The organism is Duganella sp. CF517 (genome assembly GCF_900110275.1).
Taxonomy (GTDB): domain Bacteria; phylum Pseudomonadota; class Gammaproteobacteria; order Burkholderiales; family Burkholderiaceae_D; genus Rugamonas.
On the sequence record NZ_FODC01000001.1, the window covers coordinates 1136209 to 1162629 of the forward strand.

27 protein-coding genes are annotated in these 26421 nt (G+C 64.8%); 11 read left to right on the plus strand and 16 right to left on the minus strand.

What is annotated here, in order from left to right; genetic code table 11:
* Positions 1 to 49: 49 nt before the first annotated feature.
* Together BMX85_RS04865 and BMX85_RS04870 are read left to right on the plus strand one after the other, a co-directional pair.
* Positions 50 to 2209, plus strand: a complete 2160-nt coding sequence (locus BMX85_RS04865; protein WP_090314513.1) for a prolyl oligopeptidase family serine peptidase — start codon at positions 50 to 52, stop codon at positions 2207 to 2209.
* 141 nt (positions 2210 to 2350) lie between these two features.
* The gene (locus tag BMX85_RS04870; RefSeq protein WP_090314514.1) at positions 2351 to 3382 is read left to right on the plus strand and encodes a PEP-CTERM sorting domain-containing protein; all 1032 of its coding nucleotides are present in this window, start codon (positions 2351 to 2353) and stop codon (positions 3380 to 3382) included.
* A 7-nt stretch (positions 3383 to 3389) separates the two neighbouring features.
* Here the strand turns inward: BMX85_RS04870 and BMX85_RS04875 are convergent, their stop codons facing one another.
* The 13 genes from BMX85_RS04875 to BMX85_RS04935 form a co-directional block, all read right to left on the minus strand.
* A complete protein-coding gene (locus tag BMX85_RS04875) occupies positions 3390 to 4151 on the minus strand; it encodes an rRNA pseudouridine synthase (protein ID WP_090314515.1) in 762 nt (253 codons plus the stop codon).
* Positions 4148 to 5170 (minus strand): low-specificity L-threonine aldolase, encoded by a 1023-nt coding sequence (gene ltaE / locus BMX85_RS04880; protein ID WP_090314516.1) that lies wholly within the window; start codon positions 5168 to 5170, stop codon positions 4148 to 4150. The genes BMX85_RS04875 and ltaE overlap by 4 nt, the downstream gene beginning before the upstream one ends.
* A 24-nt stretch (positions 5171 to 5194) precedes the next feature.
* Positions 5195 to 6040, minus strand: coding sequence for a class I SAM-dependent methyltransferase (locus BMX85_RS04885; RefSeq protein WP_090315237.1), 846 nt, complete (start codon positions 6038 to 6040; stop codon positions 5195 to 5197).
* 73 nt (positions 6041 to 6113) lie between these two features.
* A complete protein-coding gene (gene iscX / locus BMX85_RS04890; RefSeq protein WP_090314517.1) occupies positions 6114 to 6308 on the minus strand; it encodes a Fe-S cluster assembly protein IscX in 195 nt (64 codons plus the stop codon).
* A 1-nt stretch (position 6309) separates the two neighbouring features.
* Positions 6310 to 6651, minus strand: a complete 342-nt coding sequence (gene fdx, locus BMX85_RS04895; protein ID WP_090314518.1) for an ISC system 2Fe-2S type ferredoxin — start codon at positions 6649 to 6651, stop codon at positions 6310 to 6312.
* A 25-nt stretch (positions 6652 to 6676) separates the two neighbouring features.
* Complete coding sequence (gene hscA / locus BMX85_RS04900) at positions 6677 to 8557, minus strand: Fe-S protein assembly chaperone HscA (RefSeq protein WP_090314519.1); 1881 nt, start codon at positions 8555 to 8557, stop codon at positions 6677 to 6679.
* A gap of 115 nt (positions 8558 to 8672) precedes the next feature.
* A complete protein-coding gene (gene hscB / locus BMX85_RS04905; protein ID WP_090314520.1) occupies positions 8673 to 9191 on the minus strand; it encodes a Fe-S protein assembly co-chaperone HscB in 519 nt (172 codons plus the stop codon).
* Between the two features lie 6 nt (positions 9192 to 9197).
* Entirely contained in the window at positions 9198 to 9521 is a 324-nt protein-coding gene (gene iscA, locus BMX85_RS04910; protein ID WP_019920390.1) for an iron-sulfur cluster assembly protein IscA, read from the minus strand.
* Positions 9522 to 9588: 67 nt separating this feature from the next.
* Positions 9589 to 9978: a Fe-S cluster assembly scaffold IscU gene (iscU, locus tag BMX85_RS04915; protein ID WP_020702063.1), complete on the minus strand. Its 390-nt coding sequence runs from the start codon at positions 9976 to 9978 to the stop codon at positions 9589 to 9591.
* Between the two features lie 24 nt (positions 9979 to 10002).
* Positions 10003 to 11259: an IscS subfamily cysteine desulfurase gene (locus BMX85_RS04920; protein WP_090314521.1), complete on the minus strand. Its 1257-nt coding sequence runs from the start codon at positions 11257 to 11259 to the stop codon at positions 10003 to 10005.
* A gap of 42 nt (positions 11260 to 11301) precedes the next feature.
* Positions 11302 to 11778, minus strand: a complete 477-nt coding sequence (gene iscR / locus BMX85_RS04925; RefSeq protein ID WP_090314522.1) for a Fe-S cluster assembly transcriptional regulator IscR — start codon at positions 11776 to 11778, stop codon at positions 11302 to 11304.
* Between the two features lie 140 nt (positions 11779 to 11918).
* Positions 11919 to 12698: a uracil-DNA glycosylase family protein gene (locus tag BMX85_RS04930; protein WP_090314523.1), complete on the minus strand. Its 780-nt coding sequence runs from the start codon at positions 12696 to 12698 to the stop codon at positions 11919 to 11921.
* A gap of 69 nt (positions 12699 to 12767) precedes the next feature.
* Positions 12768 to 14114 (minus strand): glucoamylase family protein, encoded by a 1347-nt coding sequence (locus BMX85_RS04935; RefSeq protein ID WP_090314524.1) that lies wholly within the window; start codon positions 14112 to 14114, stop codon positions 12768 to 12770.
* A gap of 162 nt (positions 14115 to 14276) precedes the next feature.
* On the opposite strand from BMX85_RS04935, the gene BMX85_RS04940 reads away from it, so the two are divergent.
* The 4 genes from BMX85_RS04940 to BMX85_RS04955 are packed head-to-tail and all read left to right on the plus strand — an operon-like array spanning position 14277 to position 18555.
* Positions 14277 to 15503: an efflux RND transporter periplasmic adaptor subunit gene (locus BMX85_RS04940; protein ID WP_090314525.1), complete on the plus strand. Its 1227-nt coding sequence runs from the start codon at positions 14277 to 14279 to the stop codon at positions 15501 to 15503.
* Positions 15500 to 16195: an ABC transporter ATP-binding protein gene (locus tag BMX85_RS04945; protein ID WP_090314526.1), complete on the plus strand. Its 696-nt coding sequence runs from the start codon at positions 15500 to 15502 to the stop codon at positions 16193 to 16195. Before BMX85_RS04940 ends, BMX85_RS04945 begins: the two co-directional genes overlap by 4 nt.
* A gap of 28 nt (positions 16196 to 16223) precedes the next feature.
* On the plus strand, positions 16224 to 17381 hold the full coding sequence (locus BMX85_RS04950) for an ABC transporter permease (protein ID WP_090314527.1): 1158 nt from the start codon (positions 16224 to 16226) through the stop codon (positions 17379 to 17381).
* Between the two features lie 7 nt (positions 17382 to 17388).
* Complete coding sequence (locus tag BMX85_RS04955; RefSeq protein ID WP_090314528.1) at positions 17389 to 18555, plus strand: ABC transporter permease; 1167 nt, start codon at positions 17389 to 17391, stop codon at positions 18553 to 18555.
* A 26-nt stretch (positions 18556 to 18581) separates the two neighbouring features.
* Here BMX85_RS04955 and maiA read toward each other — a convergent pair whose 3' ends face one another.
* Both maiA and BMX85_RS04965 read right to left on the minus strand, forming a co-directional pair.
* A complete protein-coding gene (gene maiA, locus BMX85_RS04960) occupies positions 18582 to 19229 on the minus strand; it encodes a maleylacetoacetate isomerase (RefSeq protein WP_090314529.1) in 648 nt (215 codons plus the stop codon).
* Complete coding sequence (locus tag BMX85_RS04965; RefSeq protein ID WP_090314530.1) at positions 19226 to 20251, minus strand: fumarylacetoacetate hydrolase family protein; 1026 nt, start codon at positions 20249 to 20251, stop codon at positions 19226 to 19228. The genes maiA and BMX85_RS04965 overlap by 4 nt, the downstream gene beginning before the upstream one ends.
* A 125-nt stretch (positions 20252 to 20376) precedes the next feature.
* Between BMX85_RS04965 and BMX85_RS04970 the strand changes: the two genes are divergently transcribed.
* From BMX85_RS04970 to BMX85_RS04980, 3 genes are read left to right on the plus strand one after another with little or no spacing between them, the layout of a single operon-like run.
* Complete coding sequence (locus BMX85_RS04970; RefSeq protein WP_090314531.1) at positions 20377 to 21291, plus strand: LysR family transcriptional regulator; 915 nt, start codon at positions 20377 to 20379, stop codon at positions 21289 to 21291.
* 57 nt (positions 21292 to 21348) lie between these two features.
* Complete coding sequence (locus BMX85_RS04975; RefSeq protein WP_177196646.1) at positions 21349 to 21876, plus strand: NAD(P)H-dependent oxidoreductase; 528 nt, start codon at positions 21349 to 21351, stop codon at positions 21874 to 21876.
* 31 nt (positions 21877 to 21907) lie between these two features.
* Positions 21908 to 22552 (plus strand): gamma-glutamylcyclotransferase, encoded by a 645-nt coding sequence (locus BMX85_RS04980; RefSeq protein WP_090314533.1) that lies wholly within the window; start codon positions 21908 to 21910, stop codon positions 22550 to 22552.
* Here BMX85_RS04980 and BMX85_RS04985 read toward each other — a convergent pair.
* Positions 22544 to 23698, minus strand: a complete 1155-nt coding sequence (locus BMX85_RS04985) for a PA0069 family radical SAM protein (protein ID WP_090314534.1) — start codon at positions 23696 to 23698, stop codon at positions 22544 to 22546. The two genes, BMX85_RS04980 and BMX85_RS04985, sit on opposite strands and share 9 nt — an antisense overlap.
* A gap of 264 nt (positions 23699 to 23962) precedes the next feature.
* Here BMX85_RS04985 and BMX85_RS04990 point away from each other — a divergent pair, with 264 nt between their 5' ends.
* Positions 23963 to 24559 (plus strand): DUF2760 domain-containing protein, encoded by a 597-nt coding sequence (locus BMX85_RS04990; RefSeq protein WP_090314535.1) that lies wholly within the window; start codon positions 23963 to 23965, stop codon positions 24557 to 24559.
* On the plus strand, positions 24556 to 26421 hold the full coding sequence (locus BMX85_RS04995) for an Hsp70 family protein (protein WP_090314536.1): 1866 nt from the start codon (positions 24556 to 24558) through the stop codon (positions 26419 to 26421). The genes BMX85_RS04990 and BMX85_RS04995 overlap by 4 nt, the downstream gene beginning before the upstream one ends.

Below are 26421 nucleotides of genomic sequence, written 5' to 3' on the forward strand. Positions count from 1 at the left end.
TTTCACAATCTTCTGTGGCAGAATAGGTGTTCCGCCACTAGGAGATAAGATGACCAAGTTAGTTCGCCTGATGTACGGGGCCGCCCTTGCCCTGACCGCTTCCGCCGCCCTGGCGCAAAAGCCCGTTCCCGCCGTCCCCGTCGCCAAGGTCGTGCCGGTCACCGACACCTACTTCGGCGAAGCCATCGTCGACCGCTACCGCTGGATGGAGAACGACAAGGACCCCGACTGGCTGCCCTTCCTGAAACAACAGAACGCCCACGCGCGCGGCGTGCTCGACGCGCTGCCCAAGCGCGACGTGCTGCTCAAGCGCATCGAGCAATTGTCGGGCGACGTGGCCGCCCCGGCGCGCGTGCAAAAGGCCGGCAGCCGCGTGTTCTACCAGCAGCGCCCGGCCGGCGCCAACAACTTCAAACTGTTCGTGAGCGACGGCATGAACGGCAAGGACCGCGTGCTGGTCGACCCGACCAAACTCGACACGAAAACCAGCCACTACTCGCTGGACTGGTGGCAACCATCGCCGGACGGCAGCAAGCTGGTCTACGGCCTGTCGAAGGACGGCAGCGAGGATTCGGTGCTGCAGATCATGGACGTGCGCACCGGCGCCGTGCTCAAGGAGCGCATCGCCAACACGCAAGGCGCCAACCCGAACTGGCTCGACGACAGCTCCGGCTTCTTCTACAACCAGCTCACCGGCAAGGTCAACACGCCGGAACGCTACCTCGATTCGCAGGTGCGCTTCCACAAGCTGGGCGGCAAGCCGGAACGCGATCCGATCATCATGAAGCGCGATCTCGACCCGTCGGTGAAGTATGAAAAGATCCAGTCGCCTTACATCGGCACGTCGCCGCACTCTTCCACGGCGCTGCTGCTGCTGGCCGACGTGCGGCCGGAACAGCGCGTGTTCAGCGCGCCGCTGGCCGACGTCGTCAAGGGCAAGGCCAAGTGGCAGCCGGTGGCCGGTTTCGAGGATGAGATCACCGGCATGGACCTGCATGGCGACGACCTGTATCTGTTGTCGACCAAGGGCCATCCGCGCGGACGCCTGCTGAAGACGTCGGCCAAGTCGCCGTCGCTGGAGAAGGCGGTCGAGGTGGTGCCGGAATCGGCGCTGGTGTTGCAGGGCACGGCGCGCGCCAAGGACGGCCTCTACATCCGCTCGATGGACGGCGGCATCAGCAAGCTGCAACGCCTGGGCGACGACGGCAAGCTGGCCGACATCGCCCTGCCCTTCGACGGCACCTTGCGCTCGATCGAAGCGGACGTGGACTCGCCGGGCGCGCTGTCCATCCTGTCGGGCTGGCTCGAACCGGCCGGCATCTGGAGCGTGGGCGCCGACGGCAAGGTGGCCGACACCGGCATCACGCCGAAACCGGCGATCGACACCAGCGGCTACACCACCGAGCGGCGCTTCGCCAAGGCCAAGGACGGCACGCAGATTCCGTATAGCCTGATCTACAAAAAGGGGCTGAAGATGGACGGCAAGAATCCGGCCTTCATCTCCGCCTACGGCAGCTACGGCGCGGCCGCGTATACGCCGTCGTTCGCCGGCCGGGCGCTGGCGCTGGCCGACGAGGGCGCCATCATCGGCTACGCCAACGTGCGCGGCGGCGGCGAATTCGGCCGCGAGTGGCACCGCGCCGGCAAGCTCGAAAACAAGCCGAACACCTGGCGCGACCTGATCGCCGTCAGCGAGGACCTGGTGGCCAACAAGTACACGGCGCCGGCGCACCTGGCCATCGGCGGGCGTTCGGCCGGCGGCATCCCGATGGGACGGGCGATGGAGGAGCGTCCGGACCTGTTCGCGGCGGTGGTGTCGGGTGTGGGCTGGCACAACCCGCTGCGCTACGTGGCCGAGCAAAACGGCTATGCGGAAGAACCTGAATGGGGCGCGATCTCCGACCCGGCCGGCTTCAAGGCGATCAAGAGCATCGACAGCTACCAGCAAGTGGTCGACGGCACCAAGTATCCGGCGGTGCTGCTGACGACCGGCGTGACCGATCCGCGCGTGGCGCCGTTCCACCCGGCGAAAATGGCGGCGCGGCTGCAGACGGCGACGGCCAGCGGCAAACCGGTGCTGCTGCGCGTGGACTTCGACGCCGGCCACGGCATGGGCTCGACCCGCGCCCAGCAGGATGCCGAGTCGGCCGATACCTACGCTTTCATCCTGTCGCAAACGGGTGGTGGAGACGGCAATAAAATAAAGTGACTTTCAATCGAACAGGGCTGGGGAAGTTGCAATATTTGAATTAAGATATTGTTAAGGTGGCTAAAAATTTATCTGTTTTAACTACCTCTGCGCGCCGTACCACGGTGCGCAGCTCCCCCCACCCTTTTTGAAGGAATTGTCTTGATCTCGACCAAAATGAAATTCGTCGCCTCGCTGATCCTGAGCGTCGCGAGCCTGCCAGCCCTGGCCGCGACGGCGCCGCAGTTCAGCATGACGTATCTGGGTGCCTTCAGCCCGCAGGCGCTGAACAATCTCGGCCAGGTAGTCGGCAATGACGCCACGCAAGCGGTGCTGTACAACGGCAGCGGCATGAGCTATCTGGGCTCGCCATCGGGCAGAAGTTTCGCCCATGGCATCAACGACTTCGGCCAGATTGTCGGCGAATACGGCAACCGTCAGGCGTTCAGCTATTCCGGCGGCGTCTACACCGACATCGGCCCCGCGAACAGCACGGCGACCGGCATCAACAACGCCGGCCAAATCACCGGCAATGTTGTATCGGACAACAACACCTATGGCTTTGTGTATTCGAATGGAAGCGTCACCAACCTGACGCCGGCCAATGCCGCCTTCAGCGCAGCGAACGGGATCAACAACAGTGGCCAGATCGCCGGTAGCGCAGGCCAGGTGCTCAACGAGGCCACGATCTTCTCGAACGGCGGCACGACCAACCTGTCGGCAGCCATACCGAACGACGGCAGCACCATGTCCTATGCGGCCGCGATCAGCGACAACGGCAATACCGTGATCAACTCGCGCGACTATTCGACGCAGGCCGACCATGCTTACCTGTACGCCAATGGCGTGGCGACCGCTCTGGACGGCTTCTCGATTTCCGCCAAGGACGTCAACAACGCCGGCGTCGTGGTCGGCCACGACGGCTTCGGCGCGGGCTTCCTGTGGCAAGGCGGCGTGATGTACGACATCAACTCGCTGGTGACCGGGCTGGACGGATGGTTTATCAAGGACGCGATCGCCATCAACGAAAACAACCAGATCGCCGTCTCGGCTTGCCGCGGCACCGACTGTGGCACGCTGCTGCTGACCAGCGTCTCGGCGGTGCCGGAACCGTCGACCTACGCGATGATGGCCGGCGGCCTTGGCCTGCTGGGCTTCATGGCGCGCCGTCGCCGTGCCGCGCCGAAGGCGTAACGTCCGCCTAGAAGCGCTCGTGGTCCTGCAGGTAGCGCCACTCGCCTAGCGGCAGGCTGGCCATCGCGATGCGGCCGACGCGGATGCGCTTCATCGACACCACACCCAGGCCGACCAGTTTGCACACGTGTTCAATCTGGCCCGGCTTGGGATTTTTCACCGCGAAGCGCAGGCGGTTCTCGTTCTGCCAGCTTACCTTGTTCGGCGCCAGCGGCTTGCCATTGAACGGCAACCCGTGGTTGAGCAGCGCCAGTCCGTTTTCCATGATCTGGCCGGTGACTTCGACGATGATCTCCTGCTCGATCTTGGCCTGCTCGTCGACCAGCTTGCGACTGACGCGGAAGTCCTGGGTGAACACCAGCAGGCCGCTAGCCTTGGTCTCCAGGGGATTGGTCAGCGTCAGGTTGACCAGGTGGCGCTTGAGGAAGCGCTGGCCGGGCGCGGAGCGGGTCAGCGATTCTGCGTTCAACAGATGCACGGCCGGCGAACCGTCCTTGCCCACGCCGCCGTTGGCGCCGGCGGGCTTGTGCAGCAGGATGGTGACCGGGACGATCTCCAGCAAGGTGGCGTCGGGGGCCAATTCGATCCTCTGCCCTTCGGTCACGCGCGCGCCGGCCTCCTCCACCAACACGCCGTCGACGCTGACATAACCGCCTTCGATATAGAGTTCGGCCTCGCGGCGCGAGCATGGCAGCGTTTCGGCCAGGCGCTTGGCGAGACGGACGGTGTCGTCGTCGTTGTTATCTTTACTGCTGGTGCGGTCGGTCATCCGAAAAAATCCCCAAAAACGGTAATGGCGCGATCGATATCGTCGCGCGACGCATCCATGTGCGTGACGATGCGCAGGCGCGGCGACATCGACACGCGGATGCGGGTCAGTTGTAAAACGTCGTTCAGACCGCGGCACGCGTCGGCCGGAATATCGACGTAGAAGATGTTGGTCTGCGGCGCGCTGACCTGGATGCCTTTGAGCTTGGACAGCTCGCCGGCGAAGTAGGCGGCGTTGTCGTGGTCCTGGGCCAGGCGCGCGATGTTGTGCTCCAACGCGTGCAAGCCGCCGGCGGCGATCATGCCGGCCTGGCGCATGCCGCCGCCGAGCATCTTGCGCCAGCGCGTGGCTTCCTTGATCAGCGGCTTGCTGCCGCACAGGATGGAGCCGACCGGCGCGCCCAATCCCTTCGACAGGCAAACGGAGACCGAATCGAAGCCCGCCACCGCCGCGCGCGGGCTCACGCCCAGCTTGACCGCCGCGTTGCAGATGCGCGCGCCGTCCATGTGCGTGGCCAGGCCGCGTTCATGCGCCAAGGCGGTCGCCTGCTTCAGGTAATCGAGCGGCAGCACGCGGCCGCCGATGGTGTTCTCCAGCGCCAGCAACTTGGTGCGGGCGAAGTGGAAGTCGTCGGGTTTGATGTAGGCCGCGATGTCGGTTAGCGCCAGGGTGCCGTCGGCCTGGTTGATGATGGGCTGCGGCTGGATACTGCCCAACACCGCCGCGCCGCCGCCTTCGTACTTGTAGGTGTGGGCTTCCTGCCCGACCAGGTATTCGTCGCCGCGGCCGCAATGGGCCAGCAGCGCCAGCAGATTGCTCTGCGTGCCGGAAGGCGCGAACAGCGCCGCCTCGTAGCCGAACAAATCGGCCGCGTATTCCTGCAGGCGGTTGACGCTGGGGTCGTCGCCGTAGACGTCGTCGCCGACGTCGGCCGCGTTCATCGCCGCACGCATCGCCGCGCTGGGGCGGGTGACGGTGTCGCTGCGAAGATCCAACCAATTTTCTTTCAGATCACTCATCGTTCCGCCACCCTTTCGTTTAATTTACTGTGTTTCCAGCTGCCCGGTGAAGAAGCGGTTGCCCATTTCTTGCAGTCCGACCGTTTCAAGCACCTCGCGCAAACGCTCGGAGGGGCGCTGGCGCGGCAGGTTTTTATAAGTCGCGATGATCAGCTCATTCTTCATCGAGTGCTCCCAGCCCACCAATTCGGTCACGTTGACCTGGTAGCCGTGCGCCTCCAGCTGAAGGCAGCGCAGCACGTTGGTGATCTGGCTGCCGAATTCGCGCGTGTGGATCGGGTGGCGCCACATCTCGGTCAGCGCCGACTTGCCCAGCGACTGGCCCTTGTTCTTCTTCAGCACCGACGCGACTTCGGCCTGGCAGCACGGCACCAGCACCATGTACTTGGCCTTCTTCTTCAACGCGAACTGGATGGCGTCGTCGGTGGCGGTGTTGCAGGCGTGGAGCGCGGTGACGATGTCGATCCGGTCCGGCAGCAGCCTGGACTCGGTCGATTCGGCCACCGACAGCGGCAGGAACGACATGCCAGGGAAGTTGAACTGCTTGGCCAGCTCCTGCGAGCGGGATACCAGTTCTTCGCGGGTTTCGATGCCGTAGATGTGGGAGCCGTCGCCAGGCGTGCCATGCAGCGCCTTGAAGAACAGATCGTAGATGATGAAGCCGAGGTAGGACTTGCCGGCGCCATGGTCGACCAGCGACACGTCGCCCTTCGCGGCCAGCACTTCCTTCAGCAGCGGCTCGATGAACTGGTACAGGTGATAGACCTGTTTGAGCTTGCGGCGGCTGTCCTGGTTCATCTTGCCGTCGCGGGTCAGGATGTGCAGTTCCTGCAGCAGCGCGACGGTCTGGCCTTCGCGGATTTCCGGCATGTTGTCGGCGCCGGTGACGGTGGCGCCGATTTTCACCGGTGCGGGCTTGACTGGCTTGGTTGGCCTATTTTGATTATTGGGCTTCATCGATCCACGCCTGCTGTACCGCTTCGAGAACTTTTTCACCGCCGCGCGTGTGGTCGTCGTCGAACTCCTCGAGTTCCACGATCCAGTTATGCAGATCGGTGAAGCGGATAGTCAGCGGATCGATGTCCGGATGCTTATCGTAGAGCGCTTCCGCGATCGCGGTGATGTCCGTCCACTTCATATCAGTGCCCGCCTTCGCTGGCGTGGTTGATGGTGTATTTCGGGATTTCGACGACCAGGTCTTCCTCGGCCACGACGGCCTGGCACGACAGGCGCGACACCGCCTCCAGGCCCCAGGCCTTGTCGAGCAGGTCTTCCTCGGTTTCGCTCGCTTCGCTCAGCGAATTGAAGCCTTCGCGCACCAGCACGTGGCAGGTGGTGCAGGCGCAGGACTTCTCGCACGCGTGCTCGATGTGGATATCATTTTCCAGCATGATGTCGCACAGGGTTTTACCGACTTCGGCTTCGACGACGGCGCCGTCCGGGCACAGTTTTGCGTGGGGCAGGAATACGATTTGTGGCACTTGATACCTCTGTATTTATAGGTTCTTAAACTACCTGGTCCAGCGTCTTGCCGGCCAGTGCGCTGCGCACGCTGCGGTCCATGCGGCGCGACGCGAATTCTTCGGTGCCGTGGGCCAGCGCCTCGACGGCGGCTTTGACGGCCACGTGGTCGGCGGCGCCGGTCTGCGATTGGGCGATCACGTCGCGCACCTTGTTCATCAGGACGTCGACCGATGCGCGTTCGTCGTCCGACAGCAGGCCGGCGTCTTCGTCCAGCGCCGATTGCGTGGCCAGGATGATGCGCTCGGCCTCGACCTGCTCTTCGCGCAGCGCGCGGGCGACCATGTCGACATCGGCCGACTTGTACGAATCCTGCAGCATGCGCGCGACGTCGTCGTCGCCCAGGCCATAGGCCGGCTTGACGGTGATCGACGCCTCGACGCCGGAGCGCAGCTCGCGTGCGGAGACCGACAGCAAGCCGTCGGCGTCGACCTGGTAGGTGATGCGGATGCGCGCGGCGCCCGCGACCATCGGCGGAATGCCGCGCAGCTCGAAGCGCGCCAGCGAACGGCAATCGGAGACCAGCTCGCGCTCGCCCTGCAGCACATGCACCGCCAGCGCCGTCTGGCCATCCTTGAAGGTGGTGAACTCCTGCGCGCGGGCGCAAGGAATGGTGGAATTGCGCGGAATGATCTTCTCGACCAGGCCGCCCATCGTCTCGATACCGAGCGACAGCGGAATCACGTCCAGCAGCAGCCAGTCGTCGCCCGGCGCGCGGTTGCCGGCCAACAGATTGGCCTGCACCGCCGCGCCCAGCGCCACCACCTTGTCCGGATCGATGTTCGCGTGCGGGATGGTGTGGAAGTACTCGCTGACGGCGCGCTGCACGTGCGGCATGCGCGTCGCGCCGCCGACCATCACCACGCCGTCGACGTCGTCGGCATCGACGCTGGCGTCGCGCAGCGCTTTTTTAATCGCGCTCATGGTCTTGGCGATCAGGTGCTTGGTGATCTCCTGGAAGGTCTCGGCGGTGATCTTCAGGTGCACCTCCTCGCCCGAGTTCAGGATGGCGTCGACGGTCACTTCATTTTTGTTCGACAGCAGTTCCTTGGCCTCGCGCGACTTCACCATCAGGATGGCGGTGTCCTCATCGGACAGCGGCGCCAGTTTTTCCTGCTGGTGGATGTAGCAGAACAGGCGGTGGTCGAAATCGTCGCCGCCCAGCGCGGAATCGCCGCCGGTGGACAGCACTTCGAACACGCCTTTGCTCAACTTGAGGATCGAGATATCGAAGGTGCCGCCACCCAGATCGTAGACCGCGTAGACGCCTTCGGAACCGTTATCGAGGCCATAGGCGATGGCGGCGGCGGTCGGCTCGCTCAGCAGGCGCAGCACGTTGATGCCGGCCAGTTGCGCCGCGTCCTTGGTGGCCTGGCGCTGGGCGTCGTCGAAGTACGCGGGCACGGTGATGACCGCGCCGACCAGATCGTCGCCGAGCGAATCTTCGGCGCGCTGGCGCAGCGTGGCCAGGATCTGCGCGGAGATCTCGACGGGACTCTTGACGCCGGCGATCGTCTTCAGCTGCACCATGCCGGGCGTGTCCTGGAAATCGTAGGGCATGTTCTCGGCGTAGGCGATATCGGCCAGGCCGCGCCCCATGAACCGCTTGACCGAGACGATGGTGTTTTTCGGATCGGTGGTCTGCGCCGCCTGCGCCTTGTAGCCGATATTGGCATGGCCGTTCGGCAGATAGCGCACCACGGACGGCAGCAGCGGGCGGCCCTCCTCATCGTTCAGCACTTCTGGAATGCTGTTGCGCACGGTGGCGACCAGCGAATTGGTGGTGCCCAGATCGATGCCCACGGCCAGCCGATGCTGGTGCGGCGCGGTCGACATACCCGGTTCGGAAATTTGCAGAAGTGCCATGTGATTCAAGCCTTTAATCCGGGGGTCAAGTCTGTCATTCGGACACGGCCTCGGCGCTAGCACCTTTTTAAGGCAGAGCTCGTGTCCGAATGACAGACTTGACCCCGGAGTTTTGTTAGTTGTCTTCGATCGCTGAGAAGCTGTGTTCTATTTCGTCTTTGAATTTTTCGAGGAACATCAGCGCGCGCACGCCTTGCGCGGCTTGCGCGTAGTCGTCGGCGTCGATCCGCTGTTCGATCTCGGCCAGGCGCTCTTGGCGCGCGGCGCGCAGTTGCTTGTCGAGCGCTTCGAGCGCGTCGGCGTCCTTGCCGGCGCGGGCTTCGCCCAGCTCTTCGCGCCATTCCATCTGCTGCATCAGGAACGCCATCGGCATCGCCGTGTTGGACTCGGTCTGTAAATCGACGCCGTGCAGCTCGCACATGTATTGCGCGCGCTTCTGCGGATTTTTCAGCGTCTGGTAGGCTTCGTTGGCGCGCGTGGCCCATTGCATCGCGACGCGCTTTTCGGCGTCGGTCGCGTTGACGAACTTGTCGGGATGGACCCGGCTCTGCACGTCGCGGTAGGCGCTGTCGAGCGCCCCCGTGTCGACGGCGAACTTCTGCGGCAGATTGAACAGCTCAAAGTGATTTTGCATGGGCGATCAGATGCGGAAGCTCTCGCCGCAACCGCATGCGTCTTTTTCGTTCGGGTTGTGGAACTTGAAGCCTTCGTTGAGCCCCTCGCGCGCGAAGTCGAGCTCCGTGCCGTCGATGTACGGCAGGCTTTTCGGATCGACGAACACTTTGACGCCGTGCGATTCGAAGACGCTGTCCTCGTCCGCCACTTCGTCGACATATTCCAGCTTGTACGCCAGGCCCGAACAGCCGGTGGTGCGCACGCCAAAACGCAAGCCGACGCCCTTGCCGCGACGTTCGATGTAGCGGTTGATGTGCTTAGCTGCTTTTTCGGTCAGGGTGATTGCCATGTGATTCTCCGTACCGGCGCCGGACCTGGATCCGCGCGCCGCTGTAAGACAGTGCTGTGAAGCCGAATTATGCCGCTACCGGGTGCTTGGTCTGGTAATCCAGAACAGCGGCCTTGATCGCGTCTTCGGCCAGGATCGAGCAGTGGATCTTCACCGGCGGCAGCGCCAGTTCTTCGGCGATCTGCGTGTTCTTGATGGCCAGCGCCTGATCCAGGGTTTTGCCCTTGACCCATTCGGTCACCAAGGAGCTCGAGGCGATGGCCGAACCGCAGCCGTAGGTCTTGAATTTCGCGTCCTCGATCAGGCCATCGGCGCCGACCTTGATCTGCAGTTTCATGACGTCGCCGCAGGCCGGCGCGCCGACCATGCCGGTGCCGACGCTGTCATCGCCCTTTTCGAAGGCGCCGACGTTGCGTGGGTTTTCGTAGTGGTCCAACACTTTTTCCGAGTAAGCCATTTTGATGCTCCTGTGATCTTAAAATTAGTGGGCTGCCCATTGGATCGAGCTGATGTCGATGCCTTCTTTGAACATGTCCCACAGCGGCGACAGTTCACGCAGTTTGTGTACCTTGGACTTCATCAGGTCGATGGCGAAGTCGATATCCTCTTCCGTCGTGAAACGGCCGATGGTGAAACGGATGGAGCTGTGCGCCAGCTCGTCGCTGCGGCCCAGCGCGCGCAGCACGTACGACGGCTCCAGCGAGGCCGAGGTGCAGGCCGAGCCCGACGACACGGCCAGGTCCTTGACGGCCATGATCAGCGATTCGCCCTCGACGTAGTTGAAGCTGACGTTGAGGTTGTGCGGCACGCGGTGCTCCATGTCGCCGTTGATGTAGGTCTCTTCGATCGCTTGCAGGCCGTTGGCCAGGCGGTCGCGCAGCGCCTTGATGCGGGCGATTTCGCTGTCCATCTCGACCTTGGCCAGGCGGAACGCTTCGCCCATGCCGACGATCTGATGGGTCGGCAAGGTGCCCGACCGCAGGCCGCGCTCGTGGCCGCCGCCGTGCATTTGCGCTTCGATGCGCACGCGCGGCTTGCGGCAGACGTACAGCGCGCCGATGCCTTTCGGACCGTAGGTCTTGTGGGCGGTGAAGGTCATCAGGTCGACCTTGGTTTTTTGCAGGTCGATGACGATCTTGCCGGTCGCTTGCGCGGCGTCGCAGTGGAAGATGATGCCCTTCGAGCGGCACAGCGCGCCGATCTCGTCGATCGGCTGGATCACGCCGATTTCGTTGTTCACCAGCATGACCGACACCAGGATCGTGTCCGGACGGATGGCCGCGGTCAGCTGCTCGATGGTGATCAGGCCGTTGTCCTGCGGTTCCAGGTAGGTCGCCTCGAAGCCGACGCGCTCGAGCTCGCGCACCGTGTCGAGCACCGCCTTGTGCTCGGTCTTGACGGTGATGATGTGCTTGCCCTTGGTCTTGTAGAACTGCGCCGCGCCCTTGATGGCCAGGTTGTTCGACTCGGTGGCGCCGGAGGTCCAGATGATTTCGCGCGGGTCGGCGTTGACCAGCGCGGCGACGTGGCCGCGCGCCTCTTCGACCGCCTTCTCAGCCGTCCAGCCGTACATGTGGCTGCGCGATGCCGGATTGCCGAACTGCTCGCGCAGGTAGGGAATCATGGCGTCGGCGACGCGCGGATCGATCGGCGTGGTGGCCGAGTAGTCCATGTAGATCGGGAAATGCGGGGCGGTCTGGAACTTCACTGCGGCGAGGTTTTTTTCTGGTGCGTTCATCTGGTAACTCCGGTTCTCTGTCTATATTAGTAGCTAAAGCGCTCAACCCAGCGCGGCATGGTTACGGTGCATCACGACCACGTTTTGTTCAGCATTCTTTTGCTTCTGTTGATCGACCAGATCCTGCAGCGAAACGGAATCCAGATAATCAACCATCTTTTCGTTCAAGGTGGCCCACAGTTCATGGGTCATGCAGCGCACGCCGCTGGCGGCGTCGGCGCCGTGGCAATTTTCCTTGCCGCCGCATTGGGTCGCGTCCAGCGGCTCGTCGACGGCGATGATGATGTCGGCCACCGTGACCTTGTCGGCCCGGCGCGCCAGGCTGTAGCCGCCGCCCGGACCGCGGATCGATTCGACGATCTCGTGGCGGCGCAACTTGCCGAACAGCTGTTCCAGATACGACAGCGAAATCGCCTGACGCTGGCTGATGCCGGAGAGCGTGACCGGGCCTTTGCCTTGGCGCAAAGCCAGATCGATCATCGCAGTCACAGCAAAACGGCCTTTGGTGGTCAGACGCATCACTACCTCGGTTCAGCTAGGTTAAAATATCGACCGCACTGCTCAACTTAAAGCCTGATTAGTTGATCGATTTAGTCAAGTATACCAAACTTTATGAAAGTTTGCCGGGAGGCCCCTCGGCCGCTCGGTCTTGCCACGCTTTACTTGCCCTGTAGCAGGCACATCGGCTGAAACAACGCATGCATGTCGGGATTGCCGATGAAACTCAGGTTGTACGGATGCTCGGCCGTGATCTGCGGGAACTCTTTCATTACCGGCAACTTTTTCAGCAACTCGGCGATTTTCCCCCATAGAATCATGGTCGGCCTGGTCGGCGCCTTGGCCGCCAGACCCGCCATGACCGTCTCGAAAAATGGCAGCCAGGCTTTCGCGTCCTTGACCGGCGGCACGTGGCTGCGGAACACCAGGGAGGCGTTGAGCAGCAGGAAACCCTGTCCGGTCAATTTCTGCTGCATCTCGGCCAGGGTCTGGATATGGGTGCCGCCGCCGCCGCGGGCAACGGTGGAAATCGCCGCCATTGCCGCGCCGCCCGTATCCGCCAGCGTGAGTTGGCCGTCGGCCACCAGCAGCATCTTCATGAAGTTGCGCAGCGAAGTGGCCTTGTTGACCGGCTTGGACAAGCCGCCGCCCTCTTCGTTCGACCATAGGCTGCCGACGGCGCCGTCCATGAAGCAGACGCCGGTGGCGCTGTCTTCACGCGGGTACGGTCCCTCGCCCACCAATACATAACGAACGTGATCTAGCGGCAGCGCGAAGGCGGCGAACAGGCGTTGTTCGGTCGGCAGGTAGATGTCGTCGGCTAGCTGGGCGAGGTAGCCGGGCGTGGCCGTCTGCATCGCGTCGAGGCCGTCGAGCAGCAATGGGCGCCACGAGGCATCGGCGCGCGACAGCGCATCAAGAATGGAAGCGGGGATAGTCATGCTAATTAGCGGCGGCGAGGGAAAGGCGGGATTGTACCTCCCCGCCGCCCCGCCGCCCCTGGAATCCGGTCAGGACGTTCGGGTCTTGTCGTCCAGCCAGCCGCCGGCGAATCCGGCGCGGCGCAGGCCGGTTTGCAGATAGGTGTTGCCCCGCATGATGTTCCATGGGAAATCGTGCAGATAGTTTTCCACCATAATCACCGTCGGCCCCTCGTTGATGCCGAAGTGGTACGGCGACACCCAGTGGCGGCATGCCACCCGCCCGTGCGAGAACACCGTCGAGAACGAGGCCTTGAAGCCATACGGATTGGCCTCGCACAGCTGCATGTCCTGATAGTGGATGATGCTGGGCATGACGATTTCCGGCGCGAACGGCAGCGACGCCGCCACCGCCCACGGCGCCAGGGTGCCGTCATCCGGACCGTACGGCACGCCGCGCGCGACATAGTCCCAGAACTTGCGCTGCACGCCGTCGATGCGGCGCGTGGCCGGCCCCGGCCCGTCGCTGGCCGTGATTCCCCAGCACAACTCCCCGTATTCCGGGAACCCCATGGGATTTTCAATCGCGTACTTTTGCTGCACATACGTGGCGCGCCGGCTGTTCTCGAAGTAGTCCGAGTCGTGCTCGCGCATGAAATCGTCGCGGATGCCGCGCAGGTCCAGCCACACATGCGACATCTGATGGATGAACAGCGGCCCCGCATACAGATAGTCGATGCCGTACACGGTCTTCCACTCGTAGCTGCGGCACCAGGCGTCGTAGCTGTCGCGCCCGATCGGGAAGGTCGGCGAACCCAGCGCCAGCACGTACAGGATCAGCGCCTCGTCGTAGCCTTCCCAGTGCCAGCGCAGAAAGCCGCTTTCCGGCTTCCAGCCGTGACAGATCAGATTCTCCCGCCCGCGCATCCATTGCCAGTCGACGCGGCGATACAGCATGTCGGCCAGCGCGCGGATTTCGTTTTCGTCGGGCGTATCCTCAGTGAAATATTGGGCCGCCGTCAGCATACCGGCGATCAGCAGCGCCGTGTCGATGCTCGACAGCTCGCATTGCCACGCGCGCGCGCCGCTGCCCATGTCGATGAAGTGGTAGTAGAAACCTTTGTAGCCGGTGGCGTCGGCAGATTCGCTCTGTTCGCTATTCGCGAAAAACCGCAACGTGGTCAGGGTGCGGACCACGGCGTCCGCACGCGCCATGAAGCCCTGCTCGACACCGATCGGATAGGCGGTCAGCGCCATGCCGACGGCGGCGATGCTGGCCGGCCAGACTTCTGCGGTCTTGTCGCGGATCAAGCCATTGGCGGGGTTGACTTCGTTGACGAAGTAGTCGAACGAGTCCTTCTGCAGTTCGTTCAGCAAGGCGAGCGTGGCCGCGTTGACGGCGGCCGGCGGGCGCTGGGCGCGCGGCATGGTGGTCATAAGGGTCCGAGCAATTGAAAAAGGCAATGCTGTCACAGCAGTAAGCTTGCAGTATGTACCGGAACACACAAATACGCCCGCCGCTTGCGATTCAATCGCGCTTGCCCCACTATTCGATGGCGAAGTTGGCAATGGCCGACCGATGGAACCCGAGGTTACCAATTGGCGACTCCCGATATTTCCCGTTTGAAAATCGACCGCGAGGCCAAGACGCCGGCGGCCGGGTCGCGCCCCGGGCGCCGCCGCTGGAGCCGGATGGTGCTGCTGACACTGGCCCTGGCACTGGTGGCCGCCGTCGCCGTGGGCGTGTTCGGCGGCAAGCCGGCGGTGGAGGTGGTCGCGGTCGCGCAGACCTGGCCGGCGCAAAACTACACGCTGCTCAACGCGACCGGCTACGTGGTGGCGCAGCGCAAGGCCGCGCTGTCGTCCAAGGCCACCGGCCGGCTGGAGTGGCTGGGCGTGCTGGAAGGCTCGCACGTGCGGAAGGACCAAGTGGTCGCGCGGCTGGAAAACCGGGACGTGGCGGCGGCGCTGGGCCAGGCGCAGGCCAATGTCAAGGTCGCGCAGGCCAACCTGGAACAGGGCCAGGCCGAGTTGCAGGACGCGCAGTCGGCCTTCCGGCGCGCGGCAGAACTGCTGAACCAGAAATTCATCGCCGCCTCGGCCCACGACACGGCACAAGCGCGCCTGAACAAGGCCAAGGCCAGCATCTCCGGCTATCAGGCCGCCATCGCCGCGGCCCGGGCCAACGCGCAGGCGGCGCAGGTGGCGGTGGACCAGACGGTGATCCGCGCGCCCTTCGACGGCGTGATCCTGACCAAGAGCGCCAATGTCGGCGACAACATCACGCCGTTCTCCTCCGCCGCCGACAGCAAGGGCGCGGTGGTCACCATCGCCGATATGGACACCCTGGAGGTGGAGGCGGATGTCTCCGAATCGAACCTGAGCAAGATCCGCGTCGACCAACCGGCCGAAATCCTGCTCGACGCCTTCCCGGAACTGCGCCTGGCCGGCACCGTCTCGCGCATGGTGCCCACCATGGACCGTAGCAAGGCGACCTTGCTGGTCAAGGTGCGGTTCGATGAGCGCGATCCGCGCGTGCTGCCGGACATGAGCGCGAAGGTCGCCTTCCTGTCCAAGGCCGTGCCGCCGGGGGACAAACTACCGGTGACCGCCGTGCAGCCGGCGGCGATCGTGGCGCGCGCCGGCGCGCCGTCCGTGTTTTTGCTCGAAGCCGACGGCGCCAGGATCAAGCGGGTCGCGGTCACCCCGGGCCGTAAAATCGGCGAGCTGGTCGAGGTCAAAGGCCTGAAGCCGGGCGACAAGGTGGTACTGGCGCCGGAAGACAAGCTGCAAGATGGCCAGGCCGTCAGATTGGCGAAGAAATGACCGCGCCGCTGGTATTGATCGAACATCTGGTCAAGTCCTATCGCCGTGGCGATCAGGTGGTGGAGGTGCTGCGCGATATCAGCCTGGCGATACCGGCCGGCGCCTTCACCGCGCTGATGGGGCCGTCCGGCTCCGGCAAAAGCACGCTGCTCAATCTGATCGCCGGCATCGACAAGCCGGATAGCGGCGTGTTGCGGATCGCCGGTCTCGATATCGCCGGCATGGGCGAGTCGGAGCTGGCCGCCTGGCGCGCCGCCAACGTCGGCTTCATCTTCCAGTTCTATAACCTGATGCCGGTGCTGACCGCGTTCGAGAACGTCGAGCTGCCGCTGCTGCTCACGCCATTGTCGCGGCGCGAGCGGCGCGAACGCGTGGCGCTGACCCTGGAGATGGTCAACCTGGCCGACCGCATGGACCATACGCCGAACGAGCTGTCCGGCGGCCAGCAGCAGCGCGTGGCGATCGCCCGCGCCATCGTCAGCGATCCGACCCTGATCGTGGCCGACGAACCGACCGGCGACCTTGACCGGCATTCGGCGGCCGAGATCCTGTCACTGCTGCAGCAATTGAACCAGCAACTGGGCAAGACCATCATCATGGTCACGCATGACGCCCAAGCGGCGGCGCAGGCGCGCAACGTGGTGCACCTGGAAAAAGGCGAACTGCTCGCCGACGAACCGCAGCGGGCATGAGACCGACCTTGACCGCCAGGACGCCACCATGTACACCCTGCGGCTGATCGTCAAGAACGCCCTGCGCCACAAACTGCGCACCTCACTGACGGTACTCGGGCTGGTGGTGGCGCTTTTCGCCTTCGGCCTGCTGCAGACGGTCATCGACGCCTGGTACGCCGGCGCGGAGGGGGCCTCCAACACCACGCTGGTCACGCGCAACAAGACGTCGCTGGTGTTTCCGCTGCCGCTGTCGTACGAGGCGCGCATCCGCGCCGTGCCCGGCGTGACCGGCGTGGGCTACGCCAACTGGTTCCAGGGCACCTACAAGGACCCGAAAAACTTCTTCGCGCAGTTCGCCATCTCGGGCGCCAGCTATCTGGATATCTACCCCGACTATCTGCTGCCGCCCGACCTGCGCGCCGCCTTCCTGCGCGACCGCAAGGGCGCCCTGGTCGGCCGCAAGCTGGCCGACCAATTCGGCTTCAAGGTGGGCGATGTGATCCCGCTCAAGGGGACCATCTATCCCGGCGACTGGGAGCTGGTCGTGCGCGGCATCTTCGACGGCCGCCAAAGCACGACCAACACGGCGACCCTGTTCCTGCACTGGGACTACGTCAACGAGTCGCTCAAGAAAACCCTGCCGAGGCGCGCCAACCAGATCGGCGTGTACGTGGTGCGGATCGACGAGCCGGAAAACGCCGCCGCCATTTCGGCGGCGATCGACAAGGAATTCGGCAATTCGCTGGCCGAGACGCTGACCGAGACCGAGAAGGCCTTCCAGCTCGGCTTCGTGTCGATGTCGGAGGCGATCGTGGTGGCGATCCGCGTGGTGTCGTTCGTCGTGATCGTGATCATCGCGGCGGTGATGGCCAACACGATGGCCATGAGCGCGCGCGAGCGCCTGGGCGAATACGCCACGCTCAAGGCGCTGGGCTTCGGCCCCGGCTTCCTGACGGCGATGATCCTGGGCGAATCGCTGCTGCTGTCGCTGTTCGGCGCGGCGCTCGGCATCGTCATCCTGTTTCCGTTCGCCGCCTTCCTGGGGAGTGTAATGGGCACGATGTTTCCGGTCTTCGAGGTGACGCGGCTGACGGTGATCCAGCAGATACTGGCGGCGCTGGCCATCGGGTCGGTCGCGGCCATCGCGCCGGCCTTGCGGGCGACCCGCGTCAATATCGTCGAGGGACTGCGGAGCGTAGGATGACGATGCGATGAAGATTCCACTGTTCTACGTCGCCCGCAACCTGTGGGCGCGCCGCCTGACCACGGCGCTGACGGCCGCCGGACTGGCGCTGGTGGTGTTCGTGTTCGCGACGGTGCTGATGCTCGACGAAGGCTTGCGCAACACGCTGGTGACCACCGGCGAATATGACAACGTGGTGCTGATACGGCGCAGCGCCGACACCGAGGTGCAGAGCAGCGTCGAACGGGCGCAGGCCGGCATCGTCTCGAGCCACCCTTCCATTGCGCTGGGCGCCGACGGCCGGCCATTGCTGTCGCGCGAGACGGTGGTGCTCATTTCGCTCGACAAACGGGGTTCGGCCAAGCCGTCGAACGTCATTATCCGTGGCATCGGCGAGCGCGGGCTGGCGCTGCGGCCGCAGGTGAAGCTGACGGCCGGGCGCATGTTCCGGCCGGGCGCGTCCGAGATCGTCGCCGGCGCCAGCATCGCACGCCGCTTCTCCGGCGCCGGCATCGGCGAGACGCTGCGCTTCGGCCAGCGCGAATGGACGGTCGTGGGCTTGTTCGACGCCGGGAACAGCGGCTTCGATTCGGAGGTGTGGGGCGACGCCGATCAGCTGATGCCGGCGTTCCGGCGGGTCGCCTATTCGGCGGTGGTGCTGCGCCTGGCCGACACGTCGCTGTTCGACGCCTTCAAGAAGGACATCGAGGGCGACCAGCGCCTGACGCTCGACGCCAAGCGCGAGCAGACTTTTTATGCGGACCAGTCGAAGGCGCTGTCGACCTTCATCAGCGTGCTGGGGCTGATCTTGTCGGTGATCTTTTCGATCGGGGCGATGATCGGGGCGACGATCACGATGTATGCGTCGGTCGCCAACCGGGTCGGGGAGATCGGAACACTGAGGGCGCTGGGGTTTCAGCGGCGGAGTATCCTGGCGGCTTTTTTGACGGAGTCGATGCTGTTGGCGGTGGTGGGCGGCATGCTGGGGCTGGGGTGCGCTTCGCTGATGCAGTTCATCTCGTTCTCCACGACGAATTTTCAGTCGTTCTCGGAGTTGGCGTTCGGGTTCAGGCTGACGGCGGACATCGTCGTCAAGACGCTGGTGTTTTCGCTGGTGATGGGCTTTGTCGGCGGGGTGCTGCCGGCGTTGCGGGCGGCGCGCATGAAGATCGTGGATGCGTTGCGCGCCGCGTAAGGTAGGGACAATCGTTCGAAGAGACGTTACTCGGCGTCGGATTGTTGCGACGGGTGCGCTTGCTGGAACGCCGGCAGCGCGGCGCAGGCGGCGTTGATGCGCATGAGGGTCGGATACGGCGCCGTATCGACCTCGAACCGCTGTGCGTTGAACACCTGCGGCACCAGGCAGCAGTCGGCCAACGTCGGCGTGTCGCCATGCGCATAGACGCCCGTGCGCGCATCGCCGGCCAGCAGCGCTTCCAGCGTTTCCAGCCCGCTGCGCAGCCAGTGCCGGTGCCACGCCAACTTGACCTCCTCGGTCAGCCCCATCTCGCCCTTGATGTACTTGAGCACCCGCAGATTCCCCAGCGGGTGCGTATCGGCCACCACCGTCAACGCCAGCGCGCGCACGCGGGCGCGACCCGCCGGATCGGCCGGCAGCAACGGAATTTGCGGCCGCGTCTCGTCAAGGTATTCCAGTATCGCCAGCGACTGGCCGATGACGGCGCCGTCGTCGTCCTCCAGAGTCGGCAGCAGCGCCGATGGATTGACCGCGCGATAGGCGTCGGCCAGATGCTGGCCGCCATCGCGCAGCAAATGCACCGGCTGCGCGTCGTAGGCCAGCCCCTTGAGATTGAGCGCGATCCGCACCCGGTAGGCGGCGGAACTGCGGAAGTAGGTGTAAAGCTTCATCGACGGCGCTCCCCGTAATGCGCGACCGTCTGCTCGATCGCGCCGAAGATGCTGGCGCCTTGCGCGTCCCGCATCTCGATCCGCACGCTGTCGCCGAATTTCAGGTAGCCGGTCTGCGGCTTGCCGGTCTCGATGGTTTCGTACATGCGCACCTCGGCCAGGCAGCAATAGCCCACGCCGCCGTTGTCGATACTCGAGCCATTCAGGCCGCCCTGCTTGTTGGAGACGGTGCCCGAGCCGATGATGGTGCCGGCGGCCAGTTCCCGCGTGGCGGCGGCGTGGGCGACGAGCTGCGCGAAGCTGAAGGTCATGTCCTCGCCGGCATTCGGCTTGCCGAACGGCTTGCCGTTGATATCGACCAGCAGCGGCAGATGCAGTTTGCTGTCGCTCCAGTCGAGGCCCAATTCGTCCGGCGTCACCGCCACCGGCGAGAACGCGCTGGCCGCCTTGGACTGGAAGAAACCGAAGCCCTTGGCCAGTTCGTTCGGAATCAGGTTGCGCAGCGAGACGTCGTTGACGAGCATAACGAGGCGGATCGCCTGGGCCGCATCGGCCACGTCCGCGCCCATCGGCACGTCGGCGGTGATGACGGCCACTTCGGCCTCCAGGTCGATGCCCCACTCCTCCGACAGCGCGTAGATCGGATCGCGCGGGCCGATGAAACTGTCCGAGCCGCCCTGGTACATCAGCGGGTCGGTGTAGAACGACGCCGGCACCTCGGCGTTGCGCGCCTTACGCACCAGTTCGACGTGGTTGATGTAGGCCGAACCGTCCGCCCACTGGTAGGCGCGCGGCAGCGGCGAATGGCAGGCTTGCTGGTCGAACGGCTTGGCGTCGACGGCGTCGCCGGCGTTGAGAAGCGTGTACACCGCTTCCAGCCGGTCCGCGACCAGGTCCCAGTGGTCGAGCGCATGCTGCAGCGTGGCCGAGATCTTCGGCACCAGCTGGTACTGCGACAGGTCGCGGCTGACCACGACCAGGCGCCCGTCGCGACTGTCGTCTTTGAGTGTGGCGAGCTTCATGGCTGTTCTCCGTGGTGATGTTGCTTGATTTTCATGGTTGCCTCCAATTCCAGTCCGTCGACATTAGATGCGAATCTCAGATATCATACAAACAGTATTTTTACCGCCATTTATCAGGTTTTCCCATGAATCCGAGTTTACGACAAATGCGGGCGCTGGTCGCGCTGGCCAAAACCGGCAGTTTTACGCTGGCGGCCGAGCATCTGAACCTGACACAATCCGCGCTCAGCGGCCAGATCAAGGAGCTCGAGCAGATGCTGGGCGTGCGCGTCGTCGAGCGTACCACGCGCAAGACGCAATTGTCGGAGCTGGGGCGCGAGCTGACGCCGTTGTTCGAGAAGATGCTGCAGGATCTGGACCGCGCGATGGCCGACATCGCCAGCCGCAAGGCCCTCAAGCAGGGCATCGTCCGTATCGCGGCGCCGCAGATGCTGTCGTGTACCTTGCTGCCCGAGGCCATCGCCGCCTATTCCGCGCGTTATCCCGATGTGCAGGTGCGGCTGGCCGACTGCCCGGTCGAGCAAGTGTCGGCGCGCGTGTTCAGCGGCGAAGTCGACTTCGGCATCGGCCCCGAGCGCGACGCCAATGCCGAGATCGAAGCGCGGCAGCTGTTCGAGATGCCGTTTGTGCTGGTGTTTCCGGCCGGGCATGCGCTGGAGTCGCGCGCGCGGATCGCCTGGGCCGACATCAACGAATTTCCGTTCATTTCGTTGCAGGGACAGTTCACCGAACGGCTGCTACGCGATATGCACGTGTCGTTGCGCGAGCTGTCGCTCAGCCCCTGCAACGAGGTGACCTTCATGACCACCGCGCTGGCAATGGTGCACGCGGGGCTGGGCATCACGGTCTGCCTGCCGTATGCGGAAAAAATGGTGCAATTATATGGACTGCGGATGCGGCAACTGGTCGATCCCGCGCTCACCCGCCGCTTTTTTGTCTACACGCGCAACGCCCGGGCGCTGTCGCCGGCGGCGGAAAGCTTCGTCGATTTCCTGCGGGATTACGTCGCCGCGCACGCGTGGAACGTTCCGCTCGGTTAAGATATCTTACATTTTTCCCACTACCGCGCCCCGGGCGGCGTGTGTATGCTTCGGTGTATGAATATTCTGCATATCGACTCCTGCGCGCTGGGCGACAGTTCGCTATCGCGCCAGCATACGGCCGCTGCGGTGGCGCGGCTGGCGGCGGCGCACGCGGGCGCCAGCGTGAACTATCGGGACCTTGCGGCGTCGCCTTTATCGCACGTCAGCGCACCGCTGTTGCAGGTGATGCGCAAGCAGTGGAACAGCGCCATCCCGATGCACGCCGAGCTGCGGGCGGAGTCGCTGCTGAGCGCGTCGCTGTTGCAGGAATTCATCGACGCCAACATTGTCGTGGTCGGCGCGCCGATGCACAACTACTTCACGCCGTCGACGCTCAAAGCCTGGCTGGACCGTTTGCTGCACTTGCATGGCGACCTGGCGAAGCGGTCCGATTCGCAACGCGTGATGCTGGTGACGTCGGGCTGGGGCGCGGACGACCCGCAACAGGCCGAGCTGATGCACAACTACGAAGGCCAATTGACGGCGGCGTTCAAATCCATCGGCGTGCGGCACCTGGATATCGCCCGCGCGGACATGAACTGACCGCCACGCCACCCATGCGGGCACACCGATCATGACAGCAGACACCATCGCCATCAACCAGATGATGGACCAGTTCGACGGCCACCACAGTGTATGGCTGTTCGGCTACGGCTCGCTGATCTACAAGGCCGACTTCCCCTACCTGCAACGCCGGCCGGCCAGCATCGCCAACTGGACGCGCCGCTTTTGGCAAGGTTCGCACGACCACCGCGGCACGCCGGAGGCCCCGGGCCGCGTGGTGACCATCATCGAGCAAGCCGGCGCCATATGCCACGGCATGGCTTACCTGGTCACGCCGGAAGTCTTCGCCCATCTGGACCACCGCGAGAAGAACGGCTACCTGCGGCTGGCAACGACCATCACGTTCGATGACGGCGACAGCGGCAGCGGGGACGACCGCACCGGCCGTGCGGGCGAAGGCAACGATGGCAACGGCAGCACCATCGGCCTGGTGTACATCGCCACGCCGGACAACACGGCCTTCCTGGGCGAAGCGTCCGAGCAGGAAATCGCGCGTCACATCGCCCGCTCGACCGGACCGAGCGGGCCGAACAGCGACTACCTGAATCATCTGGCGCACGCCCTGCGCGAACTGGGCCGCCACGACCAGCACGTCTTCGAGATCGAACGGCACCTGGCCGCGTTGAACCCTCCCTCGAACACTTCGTCAGAATAAATCCAGCTGCCCCTCGTCGGCGGGCCTGGCGCGCGCGCCCAGCGGCGGCACCACCAGCGGACGGGTGAACTGCGACGCGTCCATGCTGTGAAAGCGGCTGCCCTTGCCCGACAGCCCGAGGCGCTCGGTGGCGATCTTGAAGCGTTGCCGTATCAGTTCCGCCCACACGCCCTCGCCTTTCATGCGGGAGCCGAACGTGCTGTCGTAGTCTTTGCCGCCGCGCATTTCACGCACGCGGTTCATCACCCGCTGCGCCCGCTCCGGGAAGTGCGCCTGCAGCCATTGCTGGAACAACGGCGCCACCTCCCACGGCAGCCGCAACACCGTGTAGTGCGCGGTGACGGCGCCGGCTTCCTTGACCGCCTCAAGCAAGCGCTCGATATCCGGCTCGGTGACAAACGGGATGATCGGCGCGACGCTGACGGCCACCGGAATGCCGGCGTCGGTCAACGTGCGGATGGTGCGCAGGCGGCGCGCCGGGGCCGCCGCGCGCGGCTCCAGGGTGCGCGAGATGGCCGGGTCCAGTGTCGTCAGCGTGATGGCGACGCCGGCCTGCCGCTTGGCGGCCATCGCCGCCAGGATGTCGATATCGCGCTCGATCAGCGACGATTTGGTGATCAGGCCGACCGGGTGCTGGCATTCCTGCAGCACTTCCAGCACGCGGCGCGTGAGTTTGCGCTCGCGCTCGCAGGGCTGGTAGGCGTCCGTGTTGACGCCGAGGGCGATCGCTTCGGGCTCGTAGCCGGCCTTGGCCAGCTCGCGCCGCAGCATCTCCGGCGCGTTGACCTTGGCGAAAATCTTGCTCTCGAAGTCCATGCCCGGCGACAGGCCCAGATAGCTGTGGGTGGGACGGGCGAAGCAGTAAATACAACCGTGCTCGCAGCCGCGATACGGATTCAGCGACACGCTGAACGGCAGGTCCGGCGAGGCGTTACGGCTCAAAATCGATTTGCAATATTCGTCGGTGACCTGGGTCTTCCATGGCGCCGCCTCCTCTTCCTCGCGCTCCCAGCCGTCGTCGTAGGCTTCCCGCGCATTGACCTCGAAGCGTCCCTGCAGGTTAGATACCGCGCCACGGCCCTTTTGCGCTTTCAGCGAAGGCGGCGGCAGCATCACGTGCTCTTGGTTGTTTTCGTCGTGGTTCATGATCGCTAAGGGCCGGGCGCCGGGCGGGAATCGCCACTGCCGCGCCGATACTGTATATATATCCAGTATTCTAAGCGCTCCAAATGGCCATATCAAGCGAAAAATCAAAGGTGCGGCCCGCGCGCCTTTGGCGCCCGCGTCCGAACTGGTATCATGCGGGGCTTCCGGGGGAAAGACTTTCCCCGCGCCACGCGCGCCCCCACCCCACATTCCGCCAGGCTGCCGCCCCAGGCAGCGGCCCGGCTCACTCTACGCGAGCTAAACATGAACAATTCGACTCAACCGTTGCCGTCTTTTTTTAGCCGGATATCGATCGCCATCGGCGCCTTCTTCCGCGCGCTGTCCGACGCCGAGTACGCCGCGCGACTGGCGCGCATCGCCGCCGGCGAACCGCAGCCATCCGCCGCGCCGGTTTCCGCTCCCGCACCTGCCCCGGTCCCCGCGCCTGCCCCGGTCCCCGCTCCGGTCACGCTGCGCGTCGCCACGCCGGACGCCGCGCTCCAGCTGCTTGGCCTGTTCCAGCGCGAGGCGCGCCTGATCGACTTCACCCAGGAAAACCTGAGCGCCTACTCGGACGCCGACATCGGCGCCGCCGCGCGCGTGGTGCACGAAGGCTGCGGCAAGGTGCTGCGCGAGCACTTCACCATCGAAGCGGTGCGCAGCGAGGCCGAAGGCAGCCGCGTGGTGCTGGAGGAAGGCTTCGACGCCAGCGCCGTGCGCCTGACCGGCAACGTGGTCGGCAAGGCGCCGTTCCGCGGCGCCTTGAGCCATCGCGGCTGGCGCGCATCGAACGTGCGCCTGCCGAAGCTGGCCGAAGCGCACGACGCGGCGATCCTGGCACCGGCGGAGGTGGAATTATGAGCGACCCACGCTACGCCATCGGTATCGATCTTGGCACCACCCACAGCGCGCTGTCCTATGTCGACCTGGCCACCAGCGACGGCGAAAAAACCCGGCACGGCGTGCTGGCAATTCCCCAGTTGACGGCGCCGGGCACGGTGGAAGACCTGCCGCTGCTGCCGTCCTTCCTGTATCTGCCGCACGCCGACGAACTGGCGCCGGGTGATTTGAGCCTGCCGTGGCAGCAGTCGGCGGCCGAACAGACCGGCGTGGCCGGCGAGATGGCGCGCAGCCGTGGCGCCACCACGCCGATCCGCCTGGTCTCCAGCGCCAAAAGCTGGTTGAGCCACCCGGGCGTGGACCGCCGCAGCGCGCTGCTGCCGAACGACGCGCCGGAAGAAGTGACGCGCGTCTCGCCGCTGGAGGCGTCGACCCGCTACCTGTCGCACCTGCGCCAGGCGTGGGAACAGGCGCACCCGGAGGCGCCGTTCGGCGAACAGGCGGTGACGGTGACGATTCCCGCCTCCTTCGATCCGGGCGCGCGCGAACTGACGGCCGACGCGGCCCGCGCCGCCGGCTACACCAATCTGACCTTGCTGGAGGAGCCGCAGGCTGCCTTGTACAGCTGGATCCAGGGCAGCGAAGGCCGCTGGCGCAAAGAGGTCAAGCCGGGCGACATCATTCTGGTGGTGGACGTCGGCGGCGGCACCAGCGACTTCTCGCTGATCGCGGTGCTGGAACGCGACGGCGTGCTGGAACCGCACCGCATCGCGGTCGGCGACCACATTCTGCTCGGCGGCGACAATATGGACCTGGCGCTGGCGCACCTGGTGGCGCGCAAGCTGGCCGCCAACGGCACCCAGCTCGACGCCTGGCAGATGCGGGCGCTGACCTACGGCTGCCGCGCGGCCAAGGAGAAGCTGCTGGCCGATGCGACCGTCGACACCTGGCCTATCGTGGTGCCGAGCCGCGGCTCGAAGCTGATCGGCGGTTCGATCCGCACCGAACTGACGCGCGACGAGGTGACCACCTTTATTCTCGACGGCTTCTTCCCGGCGGTGGACGCTGCCGCGCGTCCGGCGGTGCGCACGCGCGCCGGCCTGACGCAGCTTGGCCTGCCGTATGCGCAGGACGCCGGCATCACGCGCCACCTGGCCGCTTTCCTGGCGCGCCAGGTCGGCGCCACCAGCGAACTGGAAGGCTACGCCGGCAAGCACAGTGCCGACGCCACCTTCCTGCATCCGACGGCGGTGCTGTTCAACGGTGGCGTGTTCAAGTCCGAGCTGCTGGCGCAGCGCGTCATGGGCACCCTCAACGACTGGCTGTACATGGAAGGCGCGGAGCCGGCCCGCATGCTGGGCGGCGCCGATCTGGATCTGGCGGTCGCGCGCGGCGCGGCTTACTACAGCTACGTGCGTCGCGGCAGCGGCGTGCGGATTCGCGGCGGCACGGCGCGCGCCTACTACGTGGCGATCGAGTCGTCGATGCCGGCCATCCCCGGCATGGAGCCGCCGATCCAGGCGCTGTGCGTGGCGCCGTTCGGCATGGAGGAAGGCAGCGAGATCGAACTGCCGAACCAGGAGTTCGGGCTGGTCGTCGGCGAGCCGGTGCAGTTCCGCTTCTTCGGCTCCTCGGTGCGCCGCCAGGACCAGATCGGCGACCTGCTGGACTTCTGGGGGCCGGATGAACTGATCGAGTTGAACGAGATCCAGGCCACGCTGTCGCCGGAAGGCCGCCAGTCCGGCGATGTGGTGCAGGTGCGCCTGCATGCGATGGCGACCGAATCGGGCACGCTCGAATTGCTGGCCGTGGCCAACGACGGCCAGCGCTGGAAAGTGGAGTTCGACGTGCGCTCGGGCGGTAGTGAGAGCGCCGCCGCCTGA